Source organism: Streptomyces sp. NPDC046909, assembly GCF_040644695.1.
Taxonomy (GTDB): Bacteria; Actinomycetota; Actinomycetes; order Streptomycetales; family Streptomycetaceae; genus Streptomyces.
In genome coordinates this window covers 62,543-86,829 of sequence record NZ_JBEYXC010000030.1, presented here as the reverse complement: position 1 = coordinate 86,829, position 24,287 = coordinate 62,543, and the positions used below count along the sequence as shown (strand labels likewise).

Here is a 24,287-nt window from a genome sequence, read left to right as displayed (position 1 = left end):
GGCTGGGTTTCTCAGCCCCTCCGGCGTTTGAGGAGCGGGGTCTGGGGCGGAGCCCCAGAAGGACGGGACGGGTAGGGGCGGCGGGGGCGAGAAAAGCCCTGGGCTCACGCGTCCGCGTACTTGGCGTCCGCCGCCGGGTCCAGTGCCAGCCGGTACCCCCGCTTCACGACCGTCTGGATCAGCTTCGGGGCGCCGAGTGCCGTGCGGAGGCGGGCCATCGCCGTCTCGACGGCGTGTTCGTCCCGGCCCGCGCCCGGCAGCGCCCGCAGCAGCTCCGAGCGGGCGACCACCCACCCCGGCCGCCGGGACAGCGCGCGCAGCAGCGACATCCCGGCGGGCGGTACGGGCCGCAGCGCCCCGTCGACCAGAACCGCGTGGCCCCGGATCTCGACCCGGTGCCCGGCGATGGGCAAGGAGCGCGCCCGGCTGGGAAGTTCCTGGCAGAGGAGCTGGACGAGCGGGCCGAGGCGGAAGCGGTCGGGCTGGACCGTGTCGACGCCGCGGGCCTGGAGCGGGAGGGCCGTCACCGGGCCCACGCAGGCCGGCAGGACATCGTGGTTGAGGGCGGCCAGCAGCTCGGGGAGCAGGCCCCGTTCCTCCGCCCGGTTCAGCAGGGAGGCCGCGGCCGGGGCGCTCGTGAAGGTGAGCGCGTCCAGGCCGCGGGAGACGGTCGCGTCGAGCAGGCGGTCCACCGGGCCGATGTCCTCCGGCGGCATCCACCGGTAGACCGGGATCCCCAGCACCTCCGCTCCCCCGGCCCGCAGCGCCTCCACGAAACCGGGCAGCGGTTCGCCGTGCAGCTGGATCGCGATACGGCGGCCCTCTATGCCCTCCTCCAGGAGCCGGTCCAGCACCTCCGCCATCGACTCCGACGACGGCGACCACTCCTCCGTCAGCCCGGCGGCACGGATCGCGCCCTTGACCTTGGGGCCGCGGGCGAGCAGTTCGACACCGCGCAGCCGGTCCAGCAGGTCCTCACCCAGACCCCATCCGTCCGCGGCCTCGATCCAGCCCCGGAACCCGATCGCGGTCGTGGCGACCACGATGTCCGGTACGTCGTCGATGACCTGCTTGGTCGCGGCGAGCAGCTCGCTGTCGTCGGAGAGCGGCACGATCCGCAGGGCAGGTGCGTGCAGGACGGCGGCTCCCCGTCGCTGCAGCAGTGCGCCCAGCTCGTCGGCCCGGCGCGCGGCGGTCACGCCCACCGTGAAGCCGGCCAGGGGGCCGTGTTCTTCTGGTCGCTGCTGTTCGTCGTACATATAACTCTCGTCCCGCACTCGAGTCGTTTGCACCTACACGGCGTGTGACGGCACCTGCATGCCGATCGAGCCTGTCAACGGCGCGTGACAGGCTCGGTTCGGCTTGATGTCGCCGGTGTTACGTCACACCTCGGCGTAGCTGAGCTGCGGCTTCTCCTCGGATGCGGCCGTCGCGGCCGGAACCGGCGCCGTGCTGCGGCGAAGGTATACAGCCCAGGTGACCAGGAAGCAGGCCGCGTAGAAGGCGAGGAAGACCGCGAAGGCGCCGGTGCCGGAGCCGCTGCTGAGGAAGGACTGGCGGAAGGCCAGGTTGATCCCGACACCGCCGAGCGCGCCCACCGCGCCGATCAGGCCCATGGAGGCACCGGAGAGCCGGCGGCCGTACGCGGCGGCCTCCTCGCCCTGGAGCCCCTTGGCGAGCGCCTTGTTCTGGAAGATGCCGGGGATCATCTTGAACGTCGACCCGTTGCCCAGTCCGCTGAGGACGAAGAGGGCGACGAAGACCGTGACGAACAGCGGCAGCGACTTCTCCGAGCTCGCCCAGACCAGCGCACCGGTCGCGGCGGCCATGCCGACGTAGTTGTAGAGGGAGATCCGGGCACCGCCGTACTTGTCGGCGAGCCAGCCGCCGAGCGGGCGGATCAGGGAGCCGAGCAGCGGGCCGATGAAGGTGAGGTAGGCGGCCTGGAGCGGCGTACGGCCGAACTGGACCTGGAGGACCTGGCCGAAGGCGAAGGCGTAGCCGATGAAGGAGCCGAAGGTGCCGATGTAGAGGAATGACATGATCCAGGTGTGGGCGTCCTTCGCGGCGTCCTTGGCGGCGCCGGTGTCGTTCTTCACGGTCGCCAGGTTGTCCATGTAGAGCGCGGCGAGGACGGCGGCGACGACGATCAGCGGGATGTAGATGCCCAGGAGCACTCGGGGTCCGCCGCTCGCGCCGATGACCGCGAGCGCGATCAGCTGGATGACCGGTACGCCGATGTTGCCGCCGCCCGCGTTGAGGCCGAGCGCCCACCCCTTCTTCCGCAGCGGGAAGAAGGCGTTGATGTTGGTCATGGAGGAGGCGAAGTTGCCGCCGCCGATGCCGGCGAGGAGCCCGACGAGGAGGAAGGTGTTGAAGCTGGTCCCGGGCTCCATCACGGTGAACGCGGCGATGGTCGGGACGAGCAGGAGACCGGCCGAGACGATCGTCCAGTTACGGCCGCCGAAGAGGGCGACGGCGAAGGTGTAGGGGACGCGGACGACGGCGCCGACCAGGGTGACCATCGAGGTCAGCAGGAACTTGTCCGCCGGGGTGAGCCCGTACTCCGGACCCATGAACAGGACCAGCACGGACCACATGGTCCAGATCGAGAAGCCGATGTGCTCGGAGAGGACGGAGAAGAACAGGTTGCGGCGGGCGACCTTCTCTCCGGTCTCGTTCCAGAAGGTCTCGTCCTCCGGATCCCACCGCTGGATCCAGCGACTGCCCCTGCTCGGGGGTGCGGGGACGGTGCTAGGGGCTGTCATTGCGCCTCCACGGGGCTACGGGGCTCGCTGCTGCCGTGCTGCTTGATGAGCGGATGTCCCGAAGGTAGGGAGGGCGCGTTTCCTGACTGTGGCACCGGGTGACCGCGAAGGAACTTTGCTCTCACCCCGCGCGAGGGCGGGATGAGAGGTACTTGCGGCTCTTTGTTACGAACAGCTCAGCGCGACGACCTGCTCAACGCTGAGGTGACTGCCAGTTCGGGTTCTGCTGGGGGTAGGGCGGCTGCGGCTGGCCGTAGGGCTGCTGCGGGGGCTGCGCGTACGGCTGCGGGGGCTGACCGTAGGGCTGCTGGGGCTGCGCGTAGGGCTGCTGGGGTGCGGGCTGCTGGCCGTACGGTCCGGGAGCCTGCTGCGGATAGCCGTAGGGCTGCGGCTGCCCGTACGCCTGCGGCTGCTGCTGTCCGTACGCCTGGGGCTGCTGCTGCGGTGACGGCGGCTGGTGGCCGTACGGCCCGGCGGCGAAGGGGTTGGCCTGTCCCGGTACCTGTGCGCCCGGCGGCAGATAGCGCACCCGGCCGGTCTCGTCCGTCACCGGCGTGAAGCCGGCGGCCTGGAGCCGGGCGGCGAACTTGACGTTGCGCTTGCCGTTGACGAGGAAGCCGATGCCGATGACCGCCATGAGCACGACCCAGATGACGGCCGCGGCGATGAAGTCGTCGGACTGGCCGCCGAACCGGTAGGCGAGGATCAGCGACGCGACGCTGGCGCCGACGACGGCGTACCCCAGGCGCTTCTTGGCCTGACCGGTGAGGTCGAAGTTGATGCGGGCCTTGAGGAGTTCGAAGGCGTCGGGGATGAGAGGCGGTACGGAGACCCCGTCGCCGGCGTTCGGGTACTGGGCCCAGTTCTGCGCGGCCCGGGCGCGGGCCTGCGGGCTGGGGTCCGGGACGAGCAGCATGACGAGGGCGTTGTTACGGCCGCCGCTCTGCCGGACGTCGGCGTACTCGTACCCGAACTGCTGCGCGGTGAAGGCGAGCCGGGCGAGCTTCTTCACCGAGGCCATCGGGCTGGTGAGCTCCACGGGCTCGCCGCCGGCCATCAACCGCAGCATCTTCTGCACCTGCCGCTTACTCACAGCCGACCACTCCCCACCCGGGCCACCCCGTTCACTTGCGCAACTCAGGCAGTTTCGCACGGTCTTGCGGCGCTCGGACAGGGGCTCTTGCGGGCCTTATCGTTTCTCGATAACATCGTTTCTCGATAACAACGACAATCGATAAGGCCACGGGGGAACCATGACCACGACCACCGAAGACCGCAAGACACTCGAACCACTGGCCTCGGTCGTGTCCATAGTGCTGCGCCTCCTGCTGGGCCTCACGACGGCGGGGCTGCTCCTCTCGCTCTACCGGGGCAGCTGGGGCAGCCGAGTCGTCTGCATCGCCAACGAGACGAACACCCTCTCGGTCCCGATCGACGGATTCGGCTCCCCCGAGAGCGGCGCGGGCGCCGACGCGATCGCCCGCTACTGCGCCGACGACCCCGGCGCCGGACTGCGCTTCCTGAACGAACTCGGCAGCATCCCCACGACGTTGCTGCTGCTCAGCAGCCTCTTCCTGCTCCACAGACTCCTCCAGGGAGCGGCACGGGACGGCATCTACACCCACCGGACCGCGTCCGGGCTCCGTCTGCTCGGCTGGTGGCTGCTCGTCGGGAGCCTGGTCGTCGAGGCCGCCGAGGTGACCGCCAGGACGGCGCTGCTGGCGGACCTGGCCAAGCCCGTGGACTTCACCGCGGACATCTGGCTGGAGTTGTGGTCCACCCCCTACCTGGCCGTCTTCACCGCCCTCGGCCTGCTGACCTTCGCCCGGATCACCCGCGCCGGCGTGACCATGCGCGAAGACCTCGAAGGAGTCGTCTGATGGCAACCGACGAAGACGACGGCCATGACATCGAGGTCCATCTCGACCGGCTCCTCAGCGAGCGCGGCATGACCGTCACCGAACTCGCCCAGCGCGTAGGCGTCACCAACGTCAACCTGTCCGTCCTCAAGAACGGCCGCGCCAAGGCGATCCGCTTCACCACCCTCACCCGGATCTGCGAAGTCCTGCAGTGCCAGCCGGGAGACGTACTCAGCTACCGCCCACACAACAACTAGGAGACCCGCATGTTCGGCACCATGGACACCACCACGGCCGTCGCCTTCACGATCTACGCCGCCGCCACGATCGCCCTGGTCGTCGGCGTCGCCCTCTGGCTCAAGCGCAGCCTGAGCCGCTGACCTGGCCGGCCCGGCGGGCGCGGTCAGGCCCGGTGGCCCGACCGTGCCCGCTTCTTCGTGCCGTTCGGCCACAGCCGGGGCTTCCGCTTCGCCGCGAGGTCCTCGATCCAGCCCACGCCGAGGATGACGAGCCCGATGAGCGGCCAGACCAGGAAGAACATCCAGATCATGTACGTCGAGTCGAGGGCGGACGTCGCCCGCTCGCTCTCCATGAAGGGGAGGTCGTACAGCCGGTCGAGGATCGGGACCGTGGCCATGATCAGCATGTTGTGCCACAGGTAGATGGTGACCGCGCGGTTGTTGGACAGGGTCACCAGCTTGTCCCACTTGGCCAGCCGGCCCGGCAGCTCCTGCCATGAGGGCGAGTAGATGAGAAGGATGACGACGAAACCGAAGGACCAGGTGGCCTGGGCCAGCGGGATGTCGTTCAGGTCCCAGCCGTCCGGACCCAGATGGCCCGAGGCCCACCACAGGCCGAAGGCCATCAGCAGGGTCGAGCAGGAGACGGCGACATAGCGCGGGACCTTCGCCAGCACGCCCTCGTGGTGGGCGAAGCCGAGGACCCAGCAGCCGCCGTAGACCGCGAAGTCCGAGACCGCGTTGCCGGTCTCGCCCGGGATGGTCACCAGGCCGGTGCCGACGATCGCCGTCAGGCCCAGCGGGGCCAGCAGCGTCGGCCACGGCGCCCGGCGGAACGCCCACAGCAGCAGCGGGGAGGCGATCACGAACCAGAGGTAGGCGCGGAGGTACCAGAGCACGCCCGCCGCCTGCACCGCCCAGGTGTTCTCCAGGAGCCCGGACTGGGAGCCGATGCTCCACGGGAAGGGCGGCGCGCCGAACGGGATGACGTAGTTGACCATCTCGACCAGGCCCCAGAACCCGCTGTGGTCCGGGTCCTTCGACAGGTCCCAGCCGCCCGCGAACATCAGCGTCAGCACCACCGCGCTGAACACCCAGAGCGGCGGCAGCAGACGCCGGACGCGGCCCCTGATCACACCCCACGCCGGACGGTTCAGCGAGCGCGCCATCAGCGAGCCCGCGAGCGCGAACATCACGCCCATGGAGGGGAACAGCACGGTCAGCCAGGCCCAGCCGAACAGGTGGTACACGACCACCCGGACCAGGGCTATCGAGCGCAGCAGATCCAGATAGCGGTCACGGCCCGGCTTCTTCGGCGCGGCGGGCGCGGGTGCCGGTGCCGGCTCCTGTGCCTGTCCCTGCGCCGGTGCTTGTACCGGTTCCGGGGTCCACTGGGGCGGAACGCCGTACGACGACTGCGTGGGTCCGTGGGTCATCCCACCGGCCTCCGATCACTGCTGCCACTGCGGGAGCGCTGGTTGGGCACCTGACCGCCGGGCGCGCCGACGACACCGGTGCGCCGCAGCTTCTGCCAGCGCAGCCGGCCTCCGGTGAGGGCCGTGATCCAGGACTGGAGCAGGACGACGTACATGAGCTGTCGGTAGAGGATCTGCTGGAGGGGCAGCGAGATGAGGTGGGTCATCTTCTCCCGGTCGAGCCGGAAGGCGTAGGCCGCGCAGACCAGTTGGATCGCGAGGACGCCCAGCCAGGCCACGATCGTCTTCTCGGTCGGGCCGAAGACCAGGCCGTAGATGAGGAAGACGTCGATGAGCGGGGCCAGCAGCGGGGCCACGACCATGAAGAGCGCGACCAGCGGCAGGCCGACGCGGCCGAAGCGGCCCGACGGGCCCTTCTCCACGACCGCCTTGCGGTGCTTCCAGATCGCCTGCATGGTGCCGTACGACCACCGGTAGCGCTGGGACCAGAGCTGCTGGACCGTCTCCGGTGCCTCGGTCCAGGCGCGGGCCTTCTCGGCGTAGACGACGCGCCAGCCGTCGCGGTGCATCGCCATGGTGATGTCGGTGTCCTCGGCGAGCGTGTCGTCGCTCATGCCGCCGACCCGTTCGAGGGCGCTGCGGCGGAAGGCTCCCACCGCGCCCGGGATCGTCGGCATGCAGCGCAGGATGTCGTACATCCGGCGGTCGAGGTTGAAGCCCATCACGTACTCGATGTGCTGCCAGGCGCCGATGAGGGAGTTCCGGTTGCCGACCTTGGCGTTGCCCGCGACGGCGCCCACGCGCGGGTCGCCGAAGGGCTGGACGAGTTCGCGGACGGTGGCGGGTTCGAAGACCGTGTCGCCGTCCATCATCACGATGATGTCGTAACGGGCGTTGGCCAGACCGCGGTTGAGGGCGGCGGGCTTGCCCGCGTTGAGCTGGCGGACCACCTTGACGTTCGGCAGGCCCATCGCCTCGACGATCCTCGCGGTCCCGTCACTGGACCCGTCGTCGATGACGATGATCTCGATGGGGTGCTCGCTCGCCATCAGCGAACGGACGGTGTTCTCGATGCACTTGGCCTCGTTGTACGCCGGCACGAGCACCGACACCGGTTCGAAGACCGGGTTGCCCCAGCGGAAGCCGGGGCGGCGGACCCTGCGGGCGTGGACGCCGGAGAGCAGCAGCATCAGGACGAAGCGGCTGATGACGAGGAAGCCGATGATCGCGAGGCCGACGACCAGGACGGCGGTGATGTTGTCGGAGGCGCCGACCAGGAAGACCCAGGCCTTGCCCTTCCACAGCTCGACACCGGTGACCTGGGTGTGCGCGCTGGCGGCGCCGAGGGCCTCGGTGAGGTTGTCGAACTCGTAGCCCTTGGCCTTCAGCTGGGGCAGGAACTTGTCGAGGGCCTGCACGGTCTGGTGGCGGTCGCCGCCGGAGTCGTGCATCAGGACGATCGCGCCCTTGCCGCCCTTGGGGGTGGCGTTGCGGATGATCTGCTCGACGCCGGGCTTGCGCCAGTCCTCGCTGTCGGTGTTGTTGACGATGGTGATGTAGCCGCGGGTGCCGATGTACTCGGTGACCGGCCAGGACTTGTTGTCCATGGCGTCGGCGAAGGAGGAGTACGGCGGCCGGAACAGCGAGGTGCGGATGCCGGCCGCGCCGGAGATCGCCAGCTGGTTCTGGGACAGCTCCCAGTCGATGCGCTTCTTCGACTGGTAGGAGAGGTCGGGGTGGTTGAAGGTGTGCAGTCCGACCTCGTGGCCCTCGTGGACCATGCGCTGGACCAGGTCCGGGTAGCGCGAGGCCATGGTGCCGGTGACGAAGAAGACCGCGTGCGCGTGGTGCTTCTTGAGGACGTCGAGGACCTTCGGGGTCCACTCCGGGTCCGGGCCGTCGTCGAAGGTGAGGACGAGCCGGTGGTCGCGCAGGCTCAGGCTCTGGGTGCGGCCGCTGCGGGTGTCGATGACCGGGCCGCCCTCCAGGATCTTCTCCGGGACCTTGTCGGAGGAGGCGGGGGCCTGGACGCGGTGGTCGGCGAGGATCTCGCTGTGGACGTAGCCGCGCAGCATCAGCATCGCCATGAGGGCGACGAGCAGCAGGCAGGGCAGCAGCAGGCGCATGGGCAGGCGACGCCGGGAGGCGTCACGGGCGCGCGGCGCGGCCCCGGGACGGCGGGTGCGGGTTGCCATCAGACGGTGTTCTCCGGGGGCGGGGTCGTGGCGCCGACGGTCGCGGTGTCGTTCGCGCTGTCGGCCACCGTGTCGGTGCCGGTGCCCGCGCTGTCGCCGACCGGGGTCCCGGTCGGGTCGGGCGTGGAGTCCTCGGTGGGTGTCGGCTCGGCCGGGGTGCTCGTGACCGGGGTGCTGGGCTCGGGGTCGGGGGTGGGGTCGCTGCCCGTGCCCGAGGTGGTCTTCGTGGCCGTCGGCTCGGGGTCGGTGCTGCTGCCCGGGTTCCCGGCGGTCGCGGAGGCGCCGGGCGCGGTCGCGGAGGCGCCCGCCGACGGCGTCGTACCGTCGCTGACGGACGGCGAGACACCCGGTGAGACGCTGTCGGCGCCGCTGGGCAGGACCGACTGGTCGGGCAGCGGTGAGTTGTCGACCTGGCCGGCCTCCTTGCCCTCGCCCTGGCCCGGTACCGGCAGCCACGGCGCGTTGGAGTTGCCGGACAGCAGGGTGCCGAGGATGACGACGGCGTAGATCGCGCAGGCGATGCCGACGAAGATGCCGATGCGGCGGAATCTGCGGCTTCTGCGGCCGGACTCGTCGACGAACACCGGACCGTCGGACCCGTCGGGGGCGTTGCCGCCGTCCTGGCCCTCGATCCGCCCGTCGGCCCGCAGCGCGACGGCGTCCAGCTGGACGGTCACCTCGTGCGGGTCATGGGTGTGCGGATCGTGGGCGTGCGGATCGTGGGTGTTGCCACCGACGGCACCGGACGGCGCCCAGGGGTCGCTGAAGGAGGGGACGGCGGGGCTCGCCTTCGGCAGCACCGTCGTCTCGTCCGCGGACGACGACAGGACTTCCGTTCCTCTCGTGTCCGGGAACGCCTGGGTCCGGTCCCCCGAAGCTGGGATTCCCCGAGTCCCGGAGGCCACCTCGGGCCATTCCGGTTGGGCGTCTTCCCGCCAACTGTTTTCGCGCACGCACATCCCCCCACGGGACAGTTCTGGGTGCGCTGACGGCTCCGAGCACCCGCCGCCGAACCGAGCCCCCACCCGGTCCGAGCGCCCCCTTTACCACACCGTGCTCAGGCCACGAATGTAGCGCACGCGAGGCGGGTGTGTTTGCCGTGTGTCACTTGTGGACATTCATGATCTTCTTATCGGTGGCCGAAATCCATCCCTCGGCGGGCCTCCGCAGCCATCCCTCGGCGGCCGAGAGCTCGTTCGCCGCCTGTCGAAGGGCGTCGATTCCGGGGTGCACCAGCCCCTTCCGCCACACCAGTGACACGGGTGACATGGGCACGGGATCGATCAACGGCCGCAGCACGGTCGAGGGCATGGCCGGAAAGTCCACCACGGCGAGGATCGGGTTCCGGGTCTTGGCCATGATCCGCTGGAACTCCTCGTCACCTACCGCGAGCGGCGCGGGCGACGCGACCTCGATCCCCCGCCCCTCGAACAGCTCGCGCGCGAGGCCGGTCCACTCCGGCGTCCGCGGATTCCCGGCCCCCGCGTACACCGACTCCCCCGCCAGCTCGGCCAGCGGTACCGCGTCGAGCGCCACCAGCCGGTGGTCCTCGGGCAGCACGACGGCCATGGGTTCGAGCCGGACGAGCTGATGGTCGAGCCCCGCCCGCAGCGCCGGGGCGAGCCCCGCGTACCGGCCGAAGGAGGCGTCGAGGCGCCCCGCCAGCACCTCGGCGGCGGCGCCCGTCAGACCGCTCTCGTAGCGGGCCATCAGCTCCTGCTCGGGGGCGAGTTCACGGGCCCGGTGCAGCACCCGGCGGCCGGTGCCGAGACCGGGCGAGTTGAGGTCGACGAGCAGCGGCCTGACCTGCCCGAAGGCGGCGACCAACGCATCCTGCGCCTCAAGGACCCGCCGCGCGTGCGGCACCAGCCGCTCCCCGTCCGCCGTCAGCGTCACCTGCCGGGTGGTCCGTACGAAGAGTTCGGCGCCCAGCTCCCGTTCCAGCCGCCGTACGTCCCTGCTGAGCGCCTGCTGGGCGACGTAGAGCCGGGTCGCGGCGCGGGTGAAGTGCAGTTCCTCGGCGACGGCGAGGAAGGCGCGCAGGAGGCGGGGGTCGAGGTGGGTGGGCGCGGGCATCCGGCGAACTTACAACGGGAGTGCGTGAATGCCCACCGATTAGGTGTTGGACCCCGTGATCACCGCCGGGCGACGGTGGACGCATGCCGCAACCCATGTTCACGACAACCGGAGACATGCTCGTCGCCGTCGACTTCAGCCCGCGCCTCAAGGAGAGAACCCCCGGCCCCTACCGCCGTCTGTTCACCCACCCCGGCACCCGGGCGTTCACGTTCGGAAATCTCCTGGCCCGTCTCCCCATGGGCATGTTCAGCATGAGCGCGATCATCATGATCGCCGCCGCCCGGGACTCGTACGCCCTCGCCGGCGCCGTCAGTGCGACCGGCCTCGCGGCGACCGCGCTGGCCGGGCCCTGGACGGCACGGCTCATCGACCGGTACGGGCAGGCGCGGGTCGCCGTACCGGCCACGCTGCTCGCCGCGCTGGGCTCGCTCGGCCTGGTGCTGTGCGTGCACTCCGGCGCCCCGGCCTGGACCCTGTTCGCCGCGTACGCCGCCACCGCGACGACGCCGAACATCGGCGGTATGTCCCGGGCGCGGTGGGCGTATCTGCTGCGGGGCGACGAGAAGTCGCTGCACACCGCGAACTCCTTCGAGCAGGCGGCGGACGAGCTGTGCTTCATGGCCGGGCCGGTGCTGGCGGCGCTGCTCTGCGGGGCCCTGTTCCCGGAGGCGGGGACGTTGGCCGGGGTCGCGCTGCTGGTGACGGGGATGGTGGTGTTCGCGGCGCAGCGGTCGACGGAGCCGCCGGCGTCCAGGGCGTCCAGGACGTCCACGAAGACCAAGCCCCCGCTCCGCGCCCCCGGCATCCCTCCCCTCCTCCTCGTCTGCCTCGCGATGGGCGCGGTGTTCGGCTCCATGGAGGTCGTCACGATCGCGTTCGCGGACGCACAGGGGTACCGGTCGGCGGCCGGTGTCGTCCTCGGGCTCCAGGCGGGCGGTTCGTGTGTGGCCGGGCTGCTGTACGGGGCGTGGCGGCCGGGCGGGTCGGCGGAGGACCGCTACCCCTGGTGTGTCGCCGCGATGACCGCGCTGATGACTCTGCCACTGCTCGCCGCGTCGCTGACCGGGTCGCTGGTCGTCCTCGCGGGGGCGCTGCTGATCGCGGGGATGGCCACCGCGCCGACGATGGTGACCGGGATGACGCTGATCCAGGAGCGGACGCCGGAGGGCCGCCTCAACGAGGGCATGACGCTCGCGGTGACCGGGCTGCTCGGCGGAATCGCCGGGGGAAGCGCGGTCGGGGGGTGGATGGCGGAGCGGGTGTCGACGGTGGCGGGGTTCGGGGTGCCGGTGGCTGCGGGGGCGGTGGCGGTGGCGGTGGTCGTGCTGGGGCGGGTGGCGCGGAGTTGAGCGCGGTGGCTTTTCTCGCCCCCGCCGCCCCTACCCGTTCCCATCCTTCTGGGGCTCCGCCCCAGACCCCGCTCCTCAAACGCCGGAGGGGCTGTTTCAGCCCGTCCGGCGTTTGAGGACGAGGCCCCTTCAGGGCCGAAGCGGGGGTCTGGGGGCGGCAGCCCCCAGGGACGGGACGGGTAGGGGCGGCGGGGGCGAAGAAAACCCGGCCCCGCCCCAATTCGCGCGCACCCCATTGACTCCCCCACAGCCCGCACATACCTTCGCCCGTCGAAGCGCTTCGACGTCACGCATCGAATCGATTCGACGACGCACACCTGTCGAACCCGCGCGTGACGCCGCCCCCGAGAACCATCCGGCTCCGAACCTCCCTGGAGGCACGGGATGTTGACGGCACGAAGGCGTGTGATGGCGATGGCGGTGGCCCTCTCCGGGTCCCTGCTCCTGGCCTCCTGCGGAGACTCGGACAGCGGGTCGTCCGAGGACGGCAAGACGCTCAAGCTGTGGCACTACGAGGCCCCGAACAGCGCGATGGGCCAGGCCTGGGACGAGGCGATCAAGGAGTTCAAGGCCACGCACCCGGGCGTGAAGGTGGAGTTCGAGGCGAAGGGCTTCGAGCAGATCCAGAAGACCGCCCCGATGGTCCTCAACTCCTCCGACGCCCCTGACGTGATGGAGTACAACAAGGGCAACGCGACGGCGGGACTCCTGTCCAAGCAGGGGCTTCTCACCGACCTGACGAGCGAGGCCACCACCCGCGGCTGGGACAAGAAGCTCAGCGCCAGTGTCCGTACCACCAGCGTGTACGACACCAACGGCGTGATGGGCTCCGGCAAGTGGTACGGCGTCCCCAACTACGCCGAGTACACGATGGTGTTCTACAACAAGGACCTCTTCGCCAAGTACGGCATTGCCGAGCCGAAGACGTTCGACGAACTCACCGCCGCCATGGACAAGTTCGTCCAGAACAAGGTCACCCCGCTCGCCAACGCCGGCGCCGAGTACCCCGCCCAGCAGTACCTCTACCAGCTCGCCCTGTCGAAGGCGGACCGCGCCTGGGTCGACTCGTACGAGCTGTACAAGGGCAAGACCGACTTCCACGACACGGCCTGGACCTACGCTGCCGACACCTACGCGGACTGGGTGAAGAAGGGCTACATCAGCAAGACCTCGTCCAGCACCAAGGCCGAGGACGCGGGCGTCTCCTTCATCCAGGGCAAGGCGCCGATCTTCTTCTCCGGCAGCTGGTGGTACGGCCGTTTCGTCGACGAGGCGAAGTTCGACTGGGGCACGTTCCTGTGGCCCGACTCGAACCTCACGCTCGGCTCCGGCGGCAACCTGTGGGTCGTGCCGAAGGGCGCCAAGAACAAGAAGCTGGCGTACGACTTCATCGACATCACCATGTCGAAGAAGATCCAGAACCTCCTCGGCAACAAGGGCGGTGTCCCGGTCGCCGCCGACGCGAGCGCCATCACCGACGCGAAGTCGAAGACGCTCATCGACAACTTCAACGTGCTCTCGCAGCGCGACGGCCTGGCCTTCTACCCGGACTGGCCGGTGCCCGGCTACTACGACGTCCTCGTCTCCGAGACCCAGAAGCTGATCACCAGCAGCGAGCAACCGGACGGCTATCTGGACGCCTTGCAGGACGCGTACGACAAGGGTGCGCCGAAGCAATGACGGTGACCGTCGAACGAGGCGGACGGGTGACCGGCAAGGACCCCCAGGCCGGTCACCCGCACCGCCGCCCCCGTGACTCCTACGCCCTGTTCCTCCTCCCCGGTGTCCTCGCGTTCCTCGCGATCATCGTCGTGCCGTTCGTGATGAACACGTACGTGAGCTTCACGGACTGGCAGGGCGTGGGCTCCCCCAGCTGGTCGGGGCTCGCCAACTACCGCGAGCTGATGGACGACGCGGAGTTCTGGGCGTCCTTCCGGCACAGCCTCTTCATGGTCGTCGCGATGGCGGCCGTACCCACCGCCGTGGGACTGGTCCTCGCCGCCGCCCTGTTCGACTACATCGGCAAGCACTTCGGCAGCCGCATCACAGCCGTCCTCCGCGCCTGCTTCTACCTCCCCCAGGTCCTGCCGATCGCCGTCGCGGGCATCGTCTGGAGCTGGATCCTCGCCCCCACCGACGGTTCCCTCAACGCACTCCTGAGGGCCATCGGCCTGGCCGGCTGGCAGCAGGACTGGCTCGGCGACCCCGACATCGCCCTCTACAGCGTCATGGGCGTGATGGTCTGGGTCCAGCTCGGCTTCCCGCTGGTCGTCTTCATGGCGGGACTCCAGCGCGTCGACCCCCAGCTCTACGAGGCCGCCGAACTCGACGGCGCCGGCTGGTGGCGCCGGTTCTGGCACATCACGCTGCCGCAGATCCGCCCGGAGATCTACGTCGTCCTGACCTGGTGCACGATCGCCGCGCTGAAGGTCTTCGGCGCGGTGTACGTCCTGACGAAGGGCGGCCCGGGAGGCGCGACCAACGTGCCGTCCTACTTCTCCTTCACCACGTTCTTCGAGAAGACGCAGGTCGGCTACGGCGCCGCCATCTCCACCGTGCTCACGGTGATCATCCTGGCGCTCTCCCTGATCGGCCTGAAGCTCCAGACCCGCGCGGAGGGGAGAGCATGAGCACCGCGCTACGCCGTTACCCCGTACTGATCGCCCTGTGCGTCGCCGCCCTGTTCATGATCGTGCCGTTCCTGATCGTGGCGATGAACGCGGTCAAGTCGCCGACGGAGTACTCCCAGAACGGCCCGCTCAGCCTCCCCGACGGCCTCTATCTGGACGGTCTCAAGGACTTCTGGGAGCGGGTCGACTACAGCCAGAAGCTCTTCAACTCCGTGCTGATCAGCGGCGGAGTGGCGATCCTCGCGGTGGTCCTGTCGGTCCTCAACGCGTACGCGATCGGCATCGGCCGTATCAAGGGCCGCACGTGGGTCCTGGCGTTCTTCGTCCTGGCGAACATGCTGCCGCAGGAGGCGCTGGTCTACCCGATCTACTACCTGAGCAAGGAGGCCGGGCTCTACGACACCAGGCTCAGCGTGATCATCGTGTTCACCGTCATTCAGGCGGCGTTCGGCACGTATCTCCTGTCCTCCGTGCTCGGCGAGTTCCCGCGCGAGATCATCGAGGCCGCGAAGATCGACGGCGCGAGCAAGTGGCAGATCCTGTGGCGGATCGTCGTTCCGGTCAGCCGGCCCACGCTCGGTGTGCTGATGGTCTTCTTCTTCATCTGGACGTGGAACGAGTTCCTGCTCCCCCTGGTCATGCTGATCTCCAACGACAACCAGACGGTGTCGGTGGCCCTCGGCGTCCTCCAGGGCCAGCGCCTGATGGACGCCACGATGACCAACGCGGCGGCCCTCCTCGGTGTCCTCCCGGCGATCGTCTTCTTCCTCCTCTTCCAGCGAACGCTCACTCGCGGCATAGCCGTGGGAGCCGTGAAGTAAGGGACCCCCCACATGAAGTTCACCGACGGCTACTGGCTGCTCCGCGAGGGCGTCACGGCGGACCACCCGGCCGAAGTCCTCGATGTCACACCCACCGGGTCCGGCCTGGAGATCCACGCCCCCTCCCGGCCCATCCGCAGCCGCGGCGACCTGATGACGGGACCCGTCATGACGATCAACGCCCACACCCCGATGCCGGACGTCGTGGGAGTGACGTTCACGCACTTCGAGGGCGAACAGCCGACCGGCCCCGCGTTCGAGATCGGCACCGACAACCCGGCCGCGCAGCTCTCGTACGACGACGACCACGCGACCCTGACCTCCGGCGCCCTCTCGGTCCGCTTCGCCGCCTCCGGGCCCTGGCACCTCGACTTCGTCGCCCAGGGCCGGGTCCTCACCAGCAGCGGCCACAAGAGCATGGGCATCATGCGGGACGCGGCCGGCGGCCACTACCTGCGCGAGCAGCTCAACCTCACCGTGGGCACCTCGGTCTACGGCCTCGGCGAGCGCTTCGGCCCGCTGGTCAAGAACGGCCAGGTCGTCGACATCTGGAACGCCGACGGCGGCACGACCACCGAACAGGCCTACAAGAACGTCCCGTTCTATCTCACGGACGCGGGCTACGGCGTCTTCGTCGACCACCCGGGCAAGGTCTCCTTCGAGGTCGCCTCGGAGGCGGTGTCGCGGGTGCAGTTCAGCGCGGAGACGCAGGAGTTGACGTACTACGTCATCTACGGCCCGACCCCGAAGGACATCCTCCGCAAGTACACCGCCCTCACCGGCCGCCCGGCCCTCCCGCCCGCCTGGTCCTTCGGCCTGTGGCTGTCGACCTCCTTCACCACCTCCTACGACGAGGAGACGGTGACCTCCTTCATCGAGGGCATGCGGGAGCGCGAACTCCCGCTCTCCGTCTTCCACTTCGACTGCTTCTGGATGCGTGAGCACAACTGGTGCGACTTCGAGTGGGACCCCCGGGTCTTCCCGGACCCGGAGGGCATGCTCAAGCGGCTGAAGGCCAAGGGGCTGCGGGTGTGCGTGTGGATCAACCCGTACATCGCCCAGCGCTCCCCGCTCTTCGCCGAGGGCAAGGCGCTCGGCCATCTGCTGAAACGGCCGGACGGGCGGGTCTGGCAGTGGGACCACTGGCAGCCGGGGATGGCGTTCGTGGACTTCACGAGCCCGGCGGCGCGCGAGTGGTACGCGTCGAAGCTGGAGGGGCTGCTCGCGCAGGGCGTCGACTGCTTCAAGACCGACTTCGGCGAGCGGGTGCCGCTGGACGTGGAGTGGTCCGACGGCTCCGACCCGGAGCGGATGCACAACTACTACACCTACCTGTACAACCGCACGGTCTTCGACGTCCTGCGCAAGCAGCGGGGCGAGGAGGAGGCGGTCGTCTTCGCCCGCTCGGCGACGGCCGGCAGCCAGAAGTTCCCGGTCCACTGGGGCGGCGACTGCGAGGCGACCTACGAGTCGATGGCCGAGTCACTGCGCGGCGGACTGTCGCTCGGCCTCTCCGGGTTCGGGTTCTGGAGCCATGACATCGGCGGCTTCGAGGGGACCCCGACCCCCGAACTCTTCAAGCGCTGGCTGGCGTTCGGGCTCCTGTCCTCCCACAGCCGCCTCCACGGCAGCTCGTCCTATCGCGTCCCGTGGCTCTTCGACGAGGAGTCGGTGGACGTGCTGCGGCACTTCACCCGCCTCAAGCTCCAGCTCATGCCCTACCTGTACGAGGCCGCCCGCACCGCCCACACCGAGGGCACGCCGGTCATGCGGGCGATGGTCCTGGAGTTCCCGGACGACCCCGGGTGCGCGCATCTGGAGCGGCAGTACATGCTCGGGCCCGATCTGCTGGTGGCGCCGGTGTTCAGCGACGACGGGGACGTGGCGTACTACGTGCCCGAGGGGACCTGGACCCACTTCGTGAGCGGCGAGACGGTCACGGGCCCGCGCTGGGTCCGGGAGCGGCACGACTTCCTCAGTGTGCCGCTGCTGGTGCGGCCCGGCGCGGTGATCCCGGTGGGCGCGGTGGCCGACCGGCCCGACTACGACCACGCCGACGGAGTGACGCTGCGCGCGTACGGCCTGGAGCGGGGCGCGCGGGTGACGGTACGGGTCGGGGACGTGGCCTACACCGTCGTACGCGAAGGGGACACGCTGCGGGCGTCGTGCGCCGACCCCTCGGCGCCGTGGGCGCTCGCGGCCGGGGAGCGGGTCGTGCGGGCGCAGGCCGGGACCGGGTTTCTCACGGTGGAGCTGGGCTGATGGTGAAGATCACTGACGTGGCCCGGCACGCCGGGGTCTCCCCCAGCACGGTGTCGTACGCCCTCAGCGGCAAACGCCCCATCTCCGAGGAGACCCGGCGGCGCGTCGAGGCCGCCGCCCGCGAACTGGGCTACCGGCCGCACGCGGGCGCCCGCGCCCTGGCCAGCAGTCGCTCCAACGTCCTCGCGCTGGTGGTGCCCTTACGGACCGGCATCCACGTCCCCGTCGTCATGCAGTTCGCGGTGTCGGTCGTGACGACGGCACGGCGGTACGACCATGACGTCCTGCTGCTGACCCAGGAGGAGGGCGACGACGGGCTGCGGCGGGTCGCGGACTCGGCGCTGGTGGACGCGCTGATCGTGATGGACGTCCAACTCGACGACCCCCGGCTGCCGTTGCTGCGCTCCCTTGACCGGCCGTCGGTGATGATCGGCTTCCCGGCGGAGGCGGACGGGCTGACCTGTATCGACCTCGACTTCAAGGCGGCCGGTGAGGCGTGCGTGGAGCATCTGGCGCGGCTCGGGCACCGGGTGGTGGCGTTGGTGGGGTCACCGCCGGAGGTGTACGTCCGGCAGACCGCGTTCGCGCAGCGGGTGGTCCAGGGGTTCACCGCCGCCGCCGACCGGGGGCGCCTCGCCTCCTCGGTCCACCCGTGCGAGGCCGCGCCCGCCGCCGCCCGCGAGGTCGCCGAGCAACTGCTGCGCGAGCAGCCCGCGTTGACGGGGGTCGTCGTCCACAACGAGGCGATCCTGGAACCGCTGATCGACGCCTTCGAGGGCCTCGGCCTGCGCGTCCCCGCCGACCTCTCGATCACCGCCATCTGCCCCGACGAACTCGCCGAGAACCTCCGCGTCCCGGTCACCTCGGTCGCCCTGCCGTCGGCGGAAGTCGGCAGCCGGGCCGTGGAGTTGCTGATGAAGAAGCTCGACCAGAAGTCGGTCCCCGAGGCCACGCTGCTGCCGCCGCGGATGACGGAACGCGCCAGTACGGCACCGAGGAACGCGCCCTGAGCCCCACAGATGCCCCTGTGCAAGGCCCTACTTGAAGGAGCCGTGACATGAAAGGCAGCAAGAGACGCAGGAGAACCACCTTGGTCGTGGCGCTGGCCCTGATCGCGGGGCTCGGTGCCACGGTCCCCTCCCACGCGGAGGAGACGTACCCCTTCCGCGACCCCTCCCTCACCGTGGACCAGCGGGTGGACGACCTGCTGGGCCGGCTGACCCTCGACGAGAAGATCTCCCTCCTTCACCAGTACCAGCCCGCCATCCCCCGCCTGGGCATCCAGTCCTTCCGCACCGGCACCGAGGCCCTGCACGGCGTCGCCTGGCTCGGCGAGACCACCGTCTTCCCGCAGGCCATCGGGCTCGCCTCGACCTGGGACCCGGCCCTGATGGAACAGGTCGGCTCGGCCGTCGGCGACGAGGCGCGCGGCTTCCAGCAGGAACGCCCGGCCGGCTGGGGCCTCAACCTCTGGGCCCCGGTGGTGAATCTGCTCCGCGACCCGCGCTGGGGCCGCAACGAGGAGGGCTACAGCGAGGACCCCGAACTCACCGGCGCGCTGTCGACCGCGTACGGCGAGGGCCTGACGGGCGGCGACCCGGACCATCTGAAGACGGCCCCCACCATCAAGCACTACCTCGCCAACAACAACGAGTGGCACCGCACCACCACCTCCTCCGACCTGCGCCCGCGCGTGGCCGAGGAGTACGACGAGGCGGCCTTCAAACCGGCGATCGAGGCGAACGCGGCGACGGGAGTGATGTCCTCGTACAACCTGGTCAACGGCCGCCCGAACACGGTGAATCCGGATCTCGACGAGGTCGTGCGGAAGTGGACCTCGTACGACCTGCTGAACGTCACCGACGCCTTCGCGCCCGGCAACCTCCCCGGCGACCAGCGGTACTACCCGAGCGTGACGGAGGGCGACGCGGCGGCCGTGAAGGCCGGTATCGACAGCTTCACGGACAACGACGCGGACTCGTCGGTGACGACGGGCGCGATCAACTCGGCGCTTCAGCAAGGGCTGTTGAAGGAGTCCGATGTCGACGACGCCGCCGGGCACATCCTGTCCGTCCGTGTCCGGCTCGGTGAATTCGACCCGGGCGGCGGCAAGTACGGCTCGATCGACAAGTCCGTCATCAACAGCCCGGCCCATCAGAAGCTGGCGCGCGAGGCGGCGACCGAGGGCGCGGTGCTGCTGAAGAACCAGTCGGGCACGCTGCCGCTGAAGAAGTCCGCGAAGGACGTCGCCGTGGTCGGCCCGCTCGCCGACACCCTCTACAGCGACTGGTACTCGGGCACGCTCCCGTACAAGGTCACACCGGCCGACGGGATCGCGGCCAAGCTCGGCGTCTCCCAGGTCGCGCAGAGCGAGGGCGTCGACCGGATCGCGCTGAAGAACGCGGCGACCGGCGAGTACGTCACGGCGGGCACGGACGCGGACGGCGAGCCGCTGAAGGAGACGGCCGGATCAGGTGCGGCCACGGAGTTCGACGTCTTCGACTGGGGCTCGGGCGTGGTCACCCTGCGCTCCGCCGCCAACGGCAAGTACGTCGGCTACAACTGGTCCAGCTTCGTCAACGACCAGGTCCAGCCCGGCGGTTGGTTCGCCCAGCAGCAGTTCAAGCTGGAGGAGCAGCCGGACGGCACCTACCTGCTGCGCTACGCCGGTTACGAGACCGAGGAATCCTGGTGGGGCAACCCCGTCTACCTCGGCCCCACCGGCACGGACGGCACGCTCGGCCTGGTCGCCAAGGACGCCGCCGCGCACTACACCAAGGACGTCGTCCGCAGCGGTGTCGACGCGGCCGTGGCCGCCGTGAAGGGCAAGGACGCGGCGGTGGTCGTGGTCGGCTCCAACCCGTCGATCAACGGCCGCGAGGCCCACGACCGCACCGACATGAGCCTGGCACCGGCACAGGAAGCCCTGGTCAAGGCGGTGCGCGCGGCCAACCCGAAGACGGTCGTGATCGTCGAGAACAGCTATCCGACCACGCTCGGCTCGCTTCAGCAGGACGTCCCGGCCCTCCTGTGGACCTCCCACGCGGGCCAGGAGACCGGCAACGCCCTCGCCGACCTCCTCTACGGCGACGCCAACCCCTCCGGGCGCCTCACCCAGACCTGGTACCGAGCCGAGTCGGACCTCCCGTCGATCCTCGACTACGACATCATCAAGTCCGACCGCACCTACCAGTACTTCAAGGGCAGCCCCCTCTACCCCTTCGGCTACGGCCTCTCCTACACCTCCTTCCGCTACGGCTCCCTGAAGCCCGTGCCCGGCGGCTACGAGGTGAAGGTCACCAACACCGGCGCCCGCTCCGGCGCCGAGGTCGTCCAGCTCTACGCCCACCAGCGCGTCTCCCGCGACAAGCAGCCCCTGAAGCAGCTGGAGTCCTTCCAGCGGGTCTCGCTGAAGCCGGGAGAGACGAAGACGGTCAAGTTGAAGCTGGCGAAGAAGGACCTCGCCCACTGGGACGTCACCCGCTCCAAGTGGACGGTGGAGAGCGGCACTTACGACATCCTCGTCGGCGCCTCCTCCGCCGACATCCGCGCCCGCACCACCTGGCAGGTCTCCGGCGAGACCATCCCGGCCCGCGACCTGTCCCGCACCACCCGCGCCGAGAACTTCGACGACTACGAGGGCACGCGCCTCGTCGACGAGTCGAAGGAACGCGGTACGGCGGTGGGGGTGACGGCGGATGGGGCGTGGCTGAAGTTCGGGGACGCCCAACTCGCCTCGGGAGCGGCGAAGTTCACCGCCCGAGCGGCCGGTTCCGCCGGCACGATCGAGGTCCGGCTCGGCTCTCCGACCGGCACCCTCGCCGGTACGGCGGACTTCGGCGGCACCTCATCGCCGTACGCCTATGAGACGGTGACCGCCGACCTCTCGCGGGCGGCGAAGGGCCGTACCGATGTGTACCTGGTGCTGAAGGGGGAGGGCCTGCGCCTGGCGACGTTCCGTCTGCGCTGAGTCGGCCGGGTGGCGCAGGCCCGTTGTCTCAAGCTCCCTAACAGAGCACGGGCTTGCGCCACGCGCACTCTAGGTCGCTGCCCCGGGCCGACTTCGGCGCGACCAGCGTCGCGGCCTCCTCGGTCGACTTAGCGAGCGTGACCACGATGGCGTCCTCCAGCGGCTTCACGGAGGACGCCAGATAGTTGTTGAGGACGATGCTGAAGACCAACTCACGTCCGTCGGCGCCCGTGACGTACCCGGAAAGCCCGGACGCCCCAGTCAACGACCCTGTCTTCGCACGGGCGTTGAGCGCGGCGGGCGTCCCGCACATCCGCGACCGCAGGGTGCCTCCGACGAACCGGTCCGGATCGCAGGCGACCGGCAACGAGCGCTTCCACTCCGCGTACCAGGGCTCGGCGCGCACGGCGAGAAGCAGCTTCGCGAGCTGCGTGGCGGGGAAGTTGTCCCTGCGCGACAGTCCCGACCCGTCGACCTGGCGCACCTTGGTCACATCGACGCCGACGCCCTTGAGGTATCCGCTGATCGCGGCGAGCCCGGCGCTCCAACTCCCCTGCTTCGACACCTCGTACCCCATGGCCTTGGTGAGGATCTCGGCGTGCATGTTGTTGGAGAGCTTCATGAACGGGATGAGCAGGTCCTTGAGCGGCATGGAGTCATGCGTGGCCAACTGCCTTGCGGTGGCCGGAGTCTGGCGTCCCGGCCGGGTCGGTCCGGTGACCTTGACCCCGTGGTCGGCGAGCGCGGCGCGGAAGACGTCGGCCGCGTATCCGGTGGGCTCCCACACCGTCGACCACTCCTTGGCACCGGCGCCGCCCACGGGCGTCGTACCGCTGACGACAATGTCATTGGTGCCGTGCGCACGCTCGACGGTGAGGTCGTTCGCGCCCCCGGCGGCGACCGTCGTGGCCCGCAGGTCGATGTGGACGTAGTCGGTGTCGGGCGTGACGGTGACGACGGGCTTGTCCCCCGCCGCCGCGCCCGGCGCCACCGTCACGATGACGGTCCCGGTGTCGTAGTCGGTGTCCGGCGCCACGCTGAGCGCGCTGATCTGCGCCGCGTAGTAGTAGGGCTCGTCGTCGTTGGCCCAGTCGCTCCCCAGCCGCTGCGCGTCGAACCGGGTGTCGTCGGCGATCAGCCGCCCCTCGACGCGGGTGACGCCGGACGCGGCGACCTGGGCGGCGAGCTCGTCGTAGTCGGCGGCGAGCAGGGTCGGGTCGCCGGTGCCGCGCAGATAGAGATCGCCGCGGAGCACGGACCCGTACCGCCGCCCGCCCGCCAGCACATCGGTGGTGAACCGGTAGTCGGGGCCGAGGATCTCCATCGCCGCGGCCGAGGTGGGCAGCTTGGTGTTGGAGGCGGGCATCAGCCGAGTGGTCGGCAGATGCTGGTACAGCACCTCACCGCTCGCCGCGTCGGCGACGACGACACTCGCGACCCCGCCCTCCATCCGGCTGTCCCCGAGGATGGTGTCGATGGCTTCGGGCAGGCCGGAACGGTCGGAGTCCGCTCCGGCCTGCGCGCCGGGGCCGAGGACGGCGGCGACGAGTGCCACCGTGAGGGCCCAAGTCCACTTGCCTCTATGGGAGTTCATATCGGCCGAGCATTCCGGATCCAGGCGCCCGTCACCAGAACGCCTCTCAGCCGTTCAGCCGTTCAGTCCCCACGCGGCACCCATCCGGTAAGCGGCGCACAGGTTGACGTCGAGGATGTACGCCCCGGCCGTCCCGCACTGCCCGCTCCCGGTCCCCGGATCGACGGGCTGCCCGTGCCCCATCCCGGTGATGCTGTACGTCTCGACGGCGGCGACACCACTCGCGTCCTGGTACGTCCGGTGCGGATACCCGGCGACGGTGTCACTCACGTCCGCGGTCTGGTCGGCGCCCCGCACATCGGTCCACTGCTCGACCAGATCGGTCATGTTGACGGGCTTCACCGTGTAGTCGGCCGTCCCCTGGAAGGCGACCAGCGTCGGCCAGGGCCCGGTGTACCCCGGCCGCGCGGCCCGCACCCGGTCGCCCCACTGGTCCGGGGTCTGCGTGGCCCCGACGTACATGCACACATACGGCGACCCGGCGGCCTGCGCACACCCGTACGGCAGCCCGGCGACGATGCCGCCGGCGGCGAACTTCTCCGGGTACGCGGCCATCATCACGGCGGCGAACCCGCCCCCGGCGGACAGCCCGGTGACATACACCGGCCCTCCGGACACGTCCCCGACCTGCCGCTCCACCATCTGCGCGACGGACGCGGCCTCGCCCTGACCGCGCGCGATGTCACCGCTCTGGAACCAGTTGAAGCACAGCGAGGCGTTGTTCGCGGACTGCTGCTGCGGCAGCACCACGGAGAACCCCCACCGGTCGGCGAGCTCCGTCCACCCGCTGCCGGTGCCGTACCCGGACGCGTTCTGCGTGCACCCGTGCAGCGCGACGACGACCGGCCGCCCGGCGGGCAGCCCGTCGGGCACGTAGCGGAACATCCGCAGCGCGCCCGGGTTGCTGCCGAACCCGGTGACCTCCTGGAGGGAGGCGGCGGAGGCGGGCGAGGGAGTGAGGAGGACGGCGAGAAGTGCCGTCAGGACGGTGAGCAGGGTCGCGGCTCTGGTCTGTGTCATGGGGAGGGACCGTAGAAGCGCGGACGATCCGTCGACATGGGGCGGGGCACCACAACGGGCGGTCC

Annotated in this window: 18 protein-coding genes; 9 read left to right on the top strand and 9 right to left on the bottom strand. The window is 70.0% G+C overall.

The window, feature by feature from the left end:
* Window positions 1-104: 104 nt before the first annotated feature.
* From ABZ928_RS51170 to ABZ928_RS51160, 3 genes are all read right to left on the bottom strand, one after another.
* Window positions 105-1,259, bottom strand: a complete 1,155-nt coding sequence (locus tag ABZ928_RS51170) for a uroporphyrinogen-III synthase (RefSeq protein WP_361536300.1) — start codon at window positions 1,257-1,259, stop codon at window positions 105-107.
* A gap of 123 nt (window positions 1,260-1,382) precedes the next feature.
* Window positions 1,383-2,768 (bottom strand): nitrate/nitrite transporter, encoded by a 1,386-nt coding sequence (locus ABZ928_RS51165; RefSeq protein ID WP_361536298.1) that lies wholly within the window; start codon window positions 2,766-2,768, stop codon window positions 1,383-1,385.
* A gap of 193 nt (window positions 2,769-2,961) precedes the next feature.
* Complete coding sequence (locus ABZ928_RS51160) at window positions 2,962-3,861, bottom strand: hypothetical protein (RefSeq protein ID WP_361536296.1); 900 nt, start codon at window positions 3,859-3,861, stop codon at window positions 2,962-2,964.
* A 160-nt stretch (window positions 3,862-4,021) separates the two neighbouring features.
* Between ABZ928_RS51160 and ABZ928_RS51155 the strand changes: the two genes are divergently transcribed.
* Both ABZ928_RS51155 and ABZ928_RS51150 read left to right on the top strand, forming a co-directional pair.
* Window positions 4,022-4,648 carry a hypothetical protein gene (locus tag ABZ928_RS51155; protein ID WP_361536294.1) on the top strand — a complete coding sequence of 209 codons (627 nt, stop codon included), beginning with the start codon at window positions 4,022-4,024 and terminating at the stop codon, window positions 4,646-4,648.
* Window positions 4,648-4,884: a helix-turn-helix transcriptional regulator gene (locus ABZ928_RS51150; protein ID WP_361536292.1), complete on the top strand. Its 237-nt coding sequence runs from the start codon at window positions 4,648-4,650 to the stop codon at window positions 4,882-4,884. Before ABZ928_RS51155 ends, ABZ928_RS51150 begins: the two co-directional genes overlap by 1 nt.
* A 146-nt stretch (window positions 4,885-5,030) precedes the next feature.
* On the opposite strand, the gene ABZ928_RS51145 is transcribed toward ABZ928_RS51150, so the two are convergent.
* From ABZ928_RS51145 to ABZ928_RS51130, 4 genes are all read right to left on the bottom strand, one after another.
* Window positions 5,031-6,302, bottom strand: coding sequence for an acyltransferase (locus ABZ928_RS51145; protein WP_361536290.1), 1,272 nt, complete (start codon window positions 6,300-6,302; stop codon window positions 5,031-5,033).
* The gene (locus tag ABZ928_RS51140) at window positions 6,299-8,497 is read right to left on the bottom strand and encodes a glycosyltransferase (RefSeq protein ID WP_361536288.1); all 2,199 of its coding nucleotides are present in this window, start codon (window positions 8,495-8,497) and stop codon (window positions 6,299-6,301) included. The genes ABZ928_RS51145 and ABZ928_RS51140 overlap by 4 nt, the downstream gene beginning before the upstream one ends.
* Complete coding sequence (locus ABZ928_RS51135) at window positions 8,497-9,456, bottom strand: hypothetical protein (protein ID WP_361536286.1); 960 nt, start codon at window positions 9,454-9,456, stop codon at window positions 8,497-8,499. The genes ABZ928_RS51140 and ABZ928_RS51135 overlap by 1 nt, the downstream gene beginning before the upstream one ends.
* 145 nt (window positions 9,457-9,601) lie before the next feature.
* A complete protein-coding gene (locus ABZ928_RS51130; RefSeq protein WP_361536284.1) occupies window positions 9,602-10,573 on the bottom strand; it encodes a LysR family transcriptional regulator in 972 nt (323 codons plus the stop codon).
* 83 nt (window positions 10,574-10,656) lie between these two features.
* On the opposite strand from ABZ928_RS51130, the gene ABZ928_RS51125 reads away from it, so the two are divergent.
* The 7 genes from ABZ928_RS51125 (at window position 10,657) to ABZ928_RS51095 (ending at window position 21,608) form a co-directional block, all read left to right on the top strand.
* Complete coding sequence (locus ABZ928_RS51125) at window positions 10,657-11,925, top strand: MFS transporter (RefSeq protein WP_361536282.1); 1,269 nt, start codon at window positions 10,657-10,659, stop codon at window positions 11,923-11,925.
* Between the two features lie 384 nt (window positions 11,926-12,309).
* Complete coding sequence (locus ABZ928_RS51120) at window positions 12,310-13,605, top strand: extracellular solute-binding protein (protein ID WP_361536280.1); 1,296 nt, start codon at window positions 12,310-12,312, stop codon at window positions 13,603-13,605.
* Window positions 13,602-14,555 (top strand): sugar ABC transporter permease, encoded by a 954-nt coding sequence (locus tag ABZ928_RS51115; RefSeq protein WP_361536278.1) that lies wholly within the window; start codon window positions 13,602-13,604, stop codon window positions 14,553-14,555. Before ABZ928_RS51120 ends, ABZ928_RS51115 begins: the two co-directional genes overlap by 4 nt.
* Window positions 14,552-15,376, top strand: a complete 825-nt coding sequence (locus tag ABZ928_RS51110; protein WP_361536276.1) for a carbohydrate ABC transporter permease — start codon at window positions 14,552-14,554, stop codon at window positions 15,374-15,376. The genes ABZ928_RS51115 and ABZ928_RS51110 overlap by 4 nt, the downstream gene beginning before the upstream one ends.
* Before the next feature lie 12 nt (window positions 15,377-15,388).
* A complete protein-coding gene (gene yicI, locus ABZ928_RS51105) occupies window positions 15,389-17,638 on the top strand; it encodes an alpha-xylosidase (protein WP_361536274.1) in 2,250 nt (749 codons plus the stop codon).
* Window positions 17,638-18,648: a LacI family DNA-binding transcriptional regulator gene (locus tag ABZ928_RS51100; RefSeq protein WP_361536272.1), complete on the top strand. Its 1,011-nt coding sequence runs from the start codon at window positions 17,638-17,640 to the stop codon at window positions 18,646-18,648. The genes yicI and ABZ928_RS51100 overlap by 1 nt, the downstream gene beginning before the upstream one ends.
* Before the next feature lie 47 nt (window positions 18,649-18,695).
* Entirely contained in the window at window positions 18,696-21,608 is a 2,913-nt protein-coding gene (locus ABZ928_RS51095) for a glycoside hydrolase family 3 C-terminal domain-containing protein (protein ID WP_361536270.1), read from the top strand.
* 37 nt (window positions 21,609-21,645) lie between these two features.
* Here the strand turns inward: ABZ928_RS51095 and dacB are convergent, their stop codons facing one another.
* Together dacB and ABZ928_RS51085 are read right to left on the bottom strand one after the other, a co-directional pair.
* The gene (gene dacB, locus ABZ928_RS51090; protein WP_361536268.1) at window positions 21,646-23,202 is read right to left on the bottom strand and encodes a D-alanyl-D-alanine carboxypeptidase/D-alanyl-D-alanine-endopeptidase; all 1,557 of its coding nucleotides are present in this window, start codon (window positions 23,200-23,202) and stop codon (window positions 21,646-21,648) included.
* Window positions 23,203-23,256: 54 nt separating this feature from the next.
* Entirely contained in the window at window positions 23,257-24,222 is a 966-nt protein-coding gene (locus ABZ928_RS51085) for a PHB depolymerase family esterase (RefSeq protein WP_361536266.1), read from the bottom strand.
* Window positions 24,223-24,287 lie beyond the last annotated feature (65 nt).

Coding starts and splice junctions, on each gene's coding strand:
- ABZ928_RS51135 (WP_361536286.1), bottom strand. CDS start 9,456: ATGTGCGTGCGCGAAAACAGTTGGCGGGAAGACGCCCAACCGGAATGG.
- ABZ928_RS51115 (WP_361536278.1), top strand. CDS start 13,602: ATGACGGTGACCGTCGAACGAGGCGGACGGGTGACCGGCAAGGACCCC.
- dacB (WP_361536268.1), bottom strand. CDS start 23,202: ATGAACTCCCATAGAGGCAAGTGGACTTGGGCCCTCACGGTGGCACTC.
- ABZ928_RS51150 (WP_361536292.1), top strand. CDS start 4,648: ATGGCAACCGACGAAGACGACGGCCATGACATCGAGGTCCATCTCGAC.
- ABZ928_RS51125 (WP_361536282.1), top strand. CDS start 10,657: ATGCCGCAACCCATGTTCACGACAACCGGAGACATGCTCGTCGCCGTC.
- ABZ928_RS51120 (WP_361536280.1), top strand. CDS start 12,310: ATGTTGACGGCACGAAGGCGTGTGATGGCGATGGCGGTGGCCCTCTCC.
- ABZ928_RS51130 (WP_361536284.1), bottom strand. CDS start 10,573: ATGCCCGCGCCCACCCACCTCGACCCCCGCCTCCTGCGCGCCTTCCTC.
- ABZ928_RS51100 (WP_361536272.1), top strand. CDS start 17,638: ATGGTGAAGATCACTGACGTGGCCCGGCACGCCGGGGTCTCCCCCAGC.
- ABZ928_RS51165 (WP_361536298.1), bottom strand. CDS start 2,768: ATGACAGCCCCTAGCACCGTCCCCGCACCCCCGAGCAGGGGCAGTCGC.
- yicI (WP_361536274.1), top strand. CDS start 15,389: ATGAAGTTCACCGACGGCTACTGGCTGCTCCGCGAGGGCGTCACGGCG.
- ABZ928_RS51155 (WP_361536294.1), top strand. CDS start 4,022: ATGACCACGACCACCGAAGACCGCAAGACACTCGAACCACTGGCCTCG.
- ABZ928_RS51095 (WP_361536270.1), top strand. CDS start 18,696: ATGAAAGGCAGCAAGAGACGCAGGAGAACCACCTTGGTCGTGGCGCTG.
- ABZ928_RS51140 (WP_361536288.1), bottom strand. CDS start 8,497: ATGGCAACCCGCACCCGCCGTCCCGGGGCCGCGCCGCGCGCCCGTGAC.
- ABZ928_RS51085 (WP_361536266.1), bottom strand. CDS start 24,222: ATGACACAGACCAGAGCCGCGACCCTGCTCACCGTCCTGACGGCACTT.
- ABZ928_RS51145 (WP_361536290.1), bottom strand. CDS start 6,302: ATGACCCACGGACCCACGCAGTCGTCGTACGGCGTTCCGCCCCAGTGG.
- ABZ928_RS51170 (WP_361536300.1), bottom strand. CDS start 1,259: ATGTACGACGAACAGCAGCGACCAGAAGAACACGGCCCCCTGGCCGGC.
- ABZ928_RS51110 (WP_361536276.1), top strand. CDS start 14,552: ATGAGCACCGCGCTACGCCGTTACCCCGTACTGATCGCCCTGTGCGTC.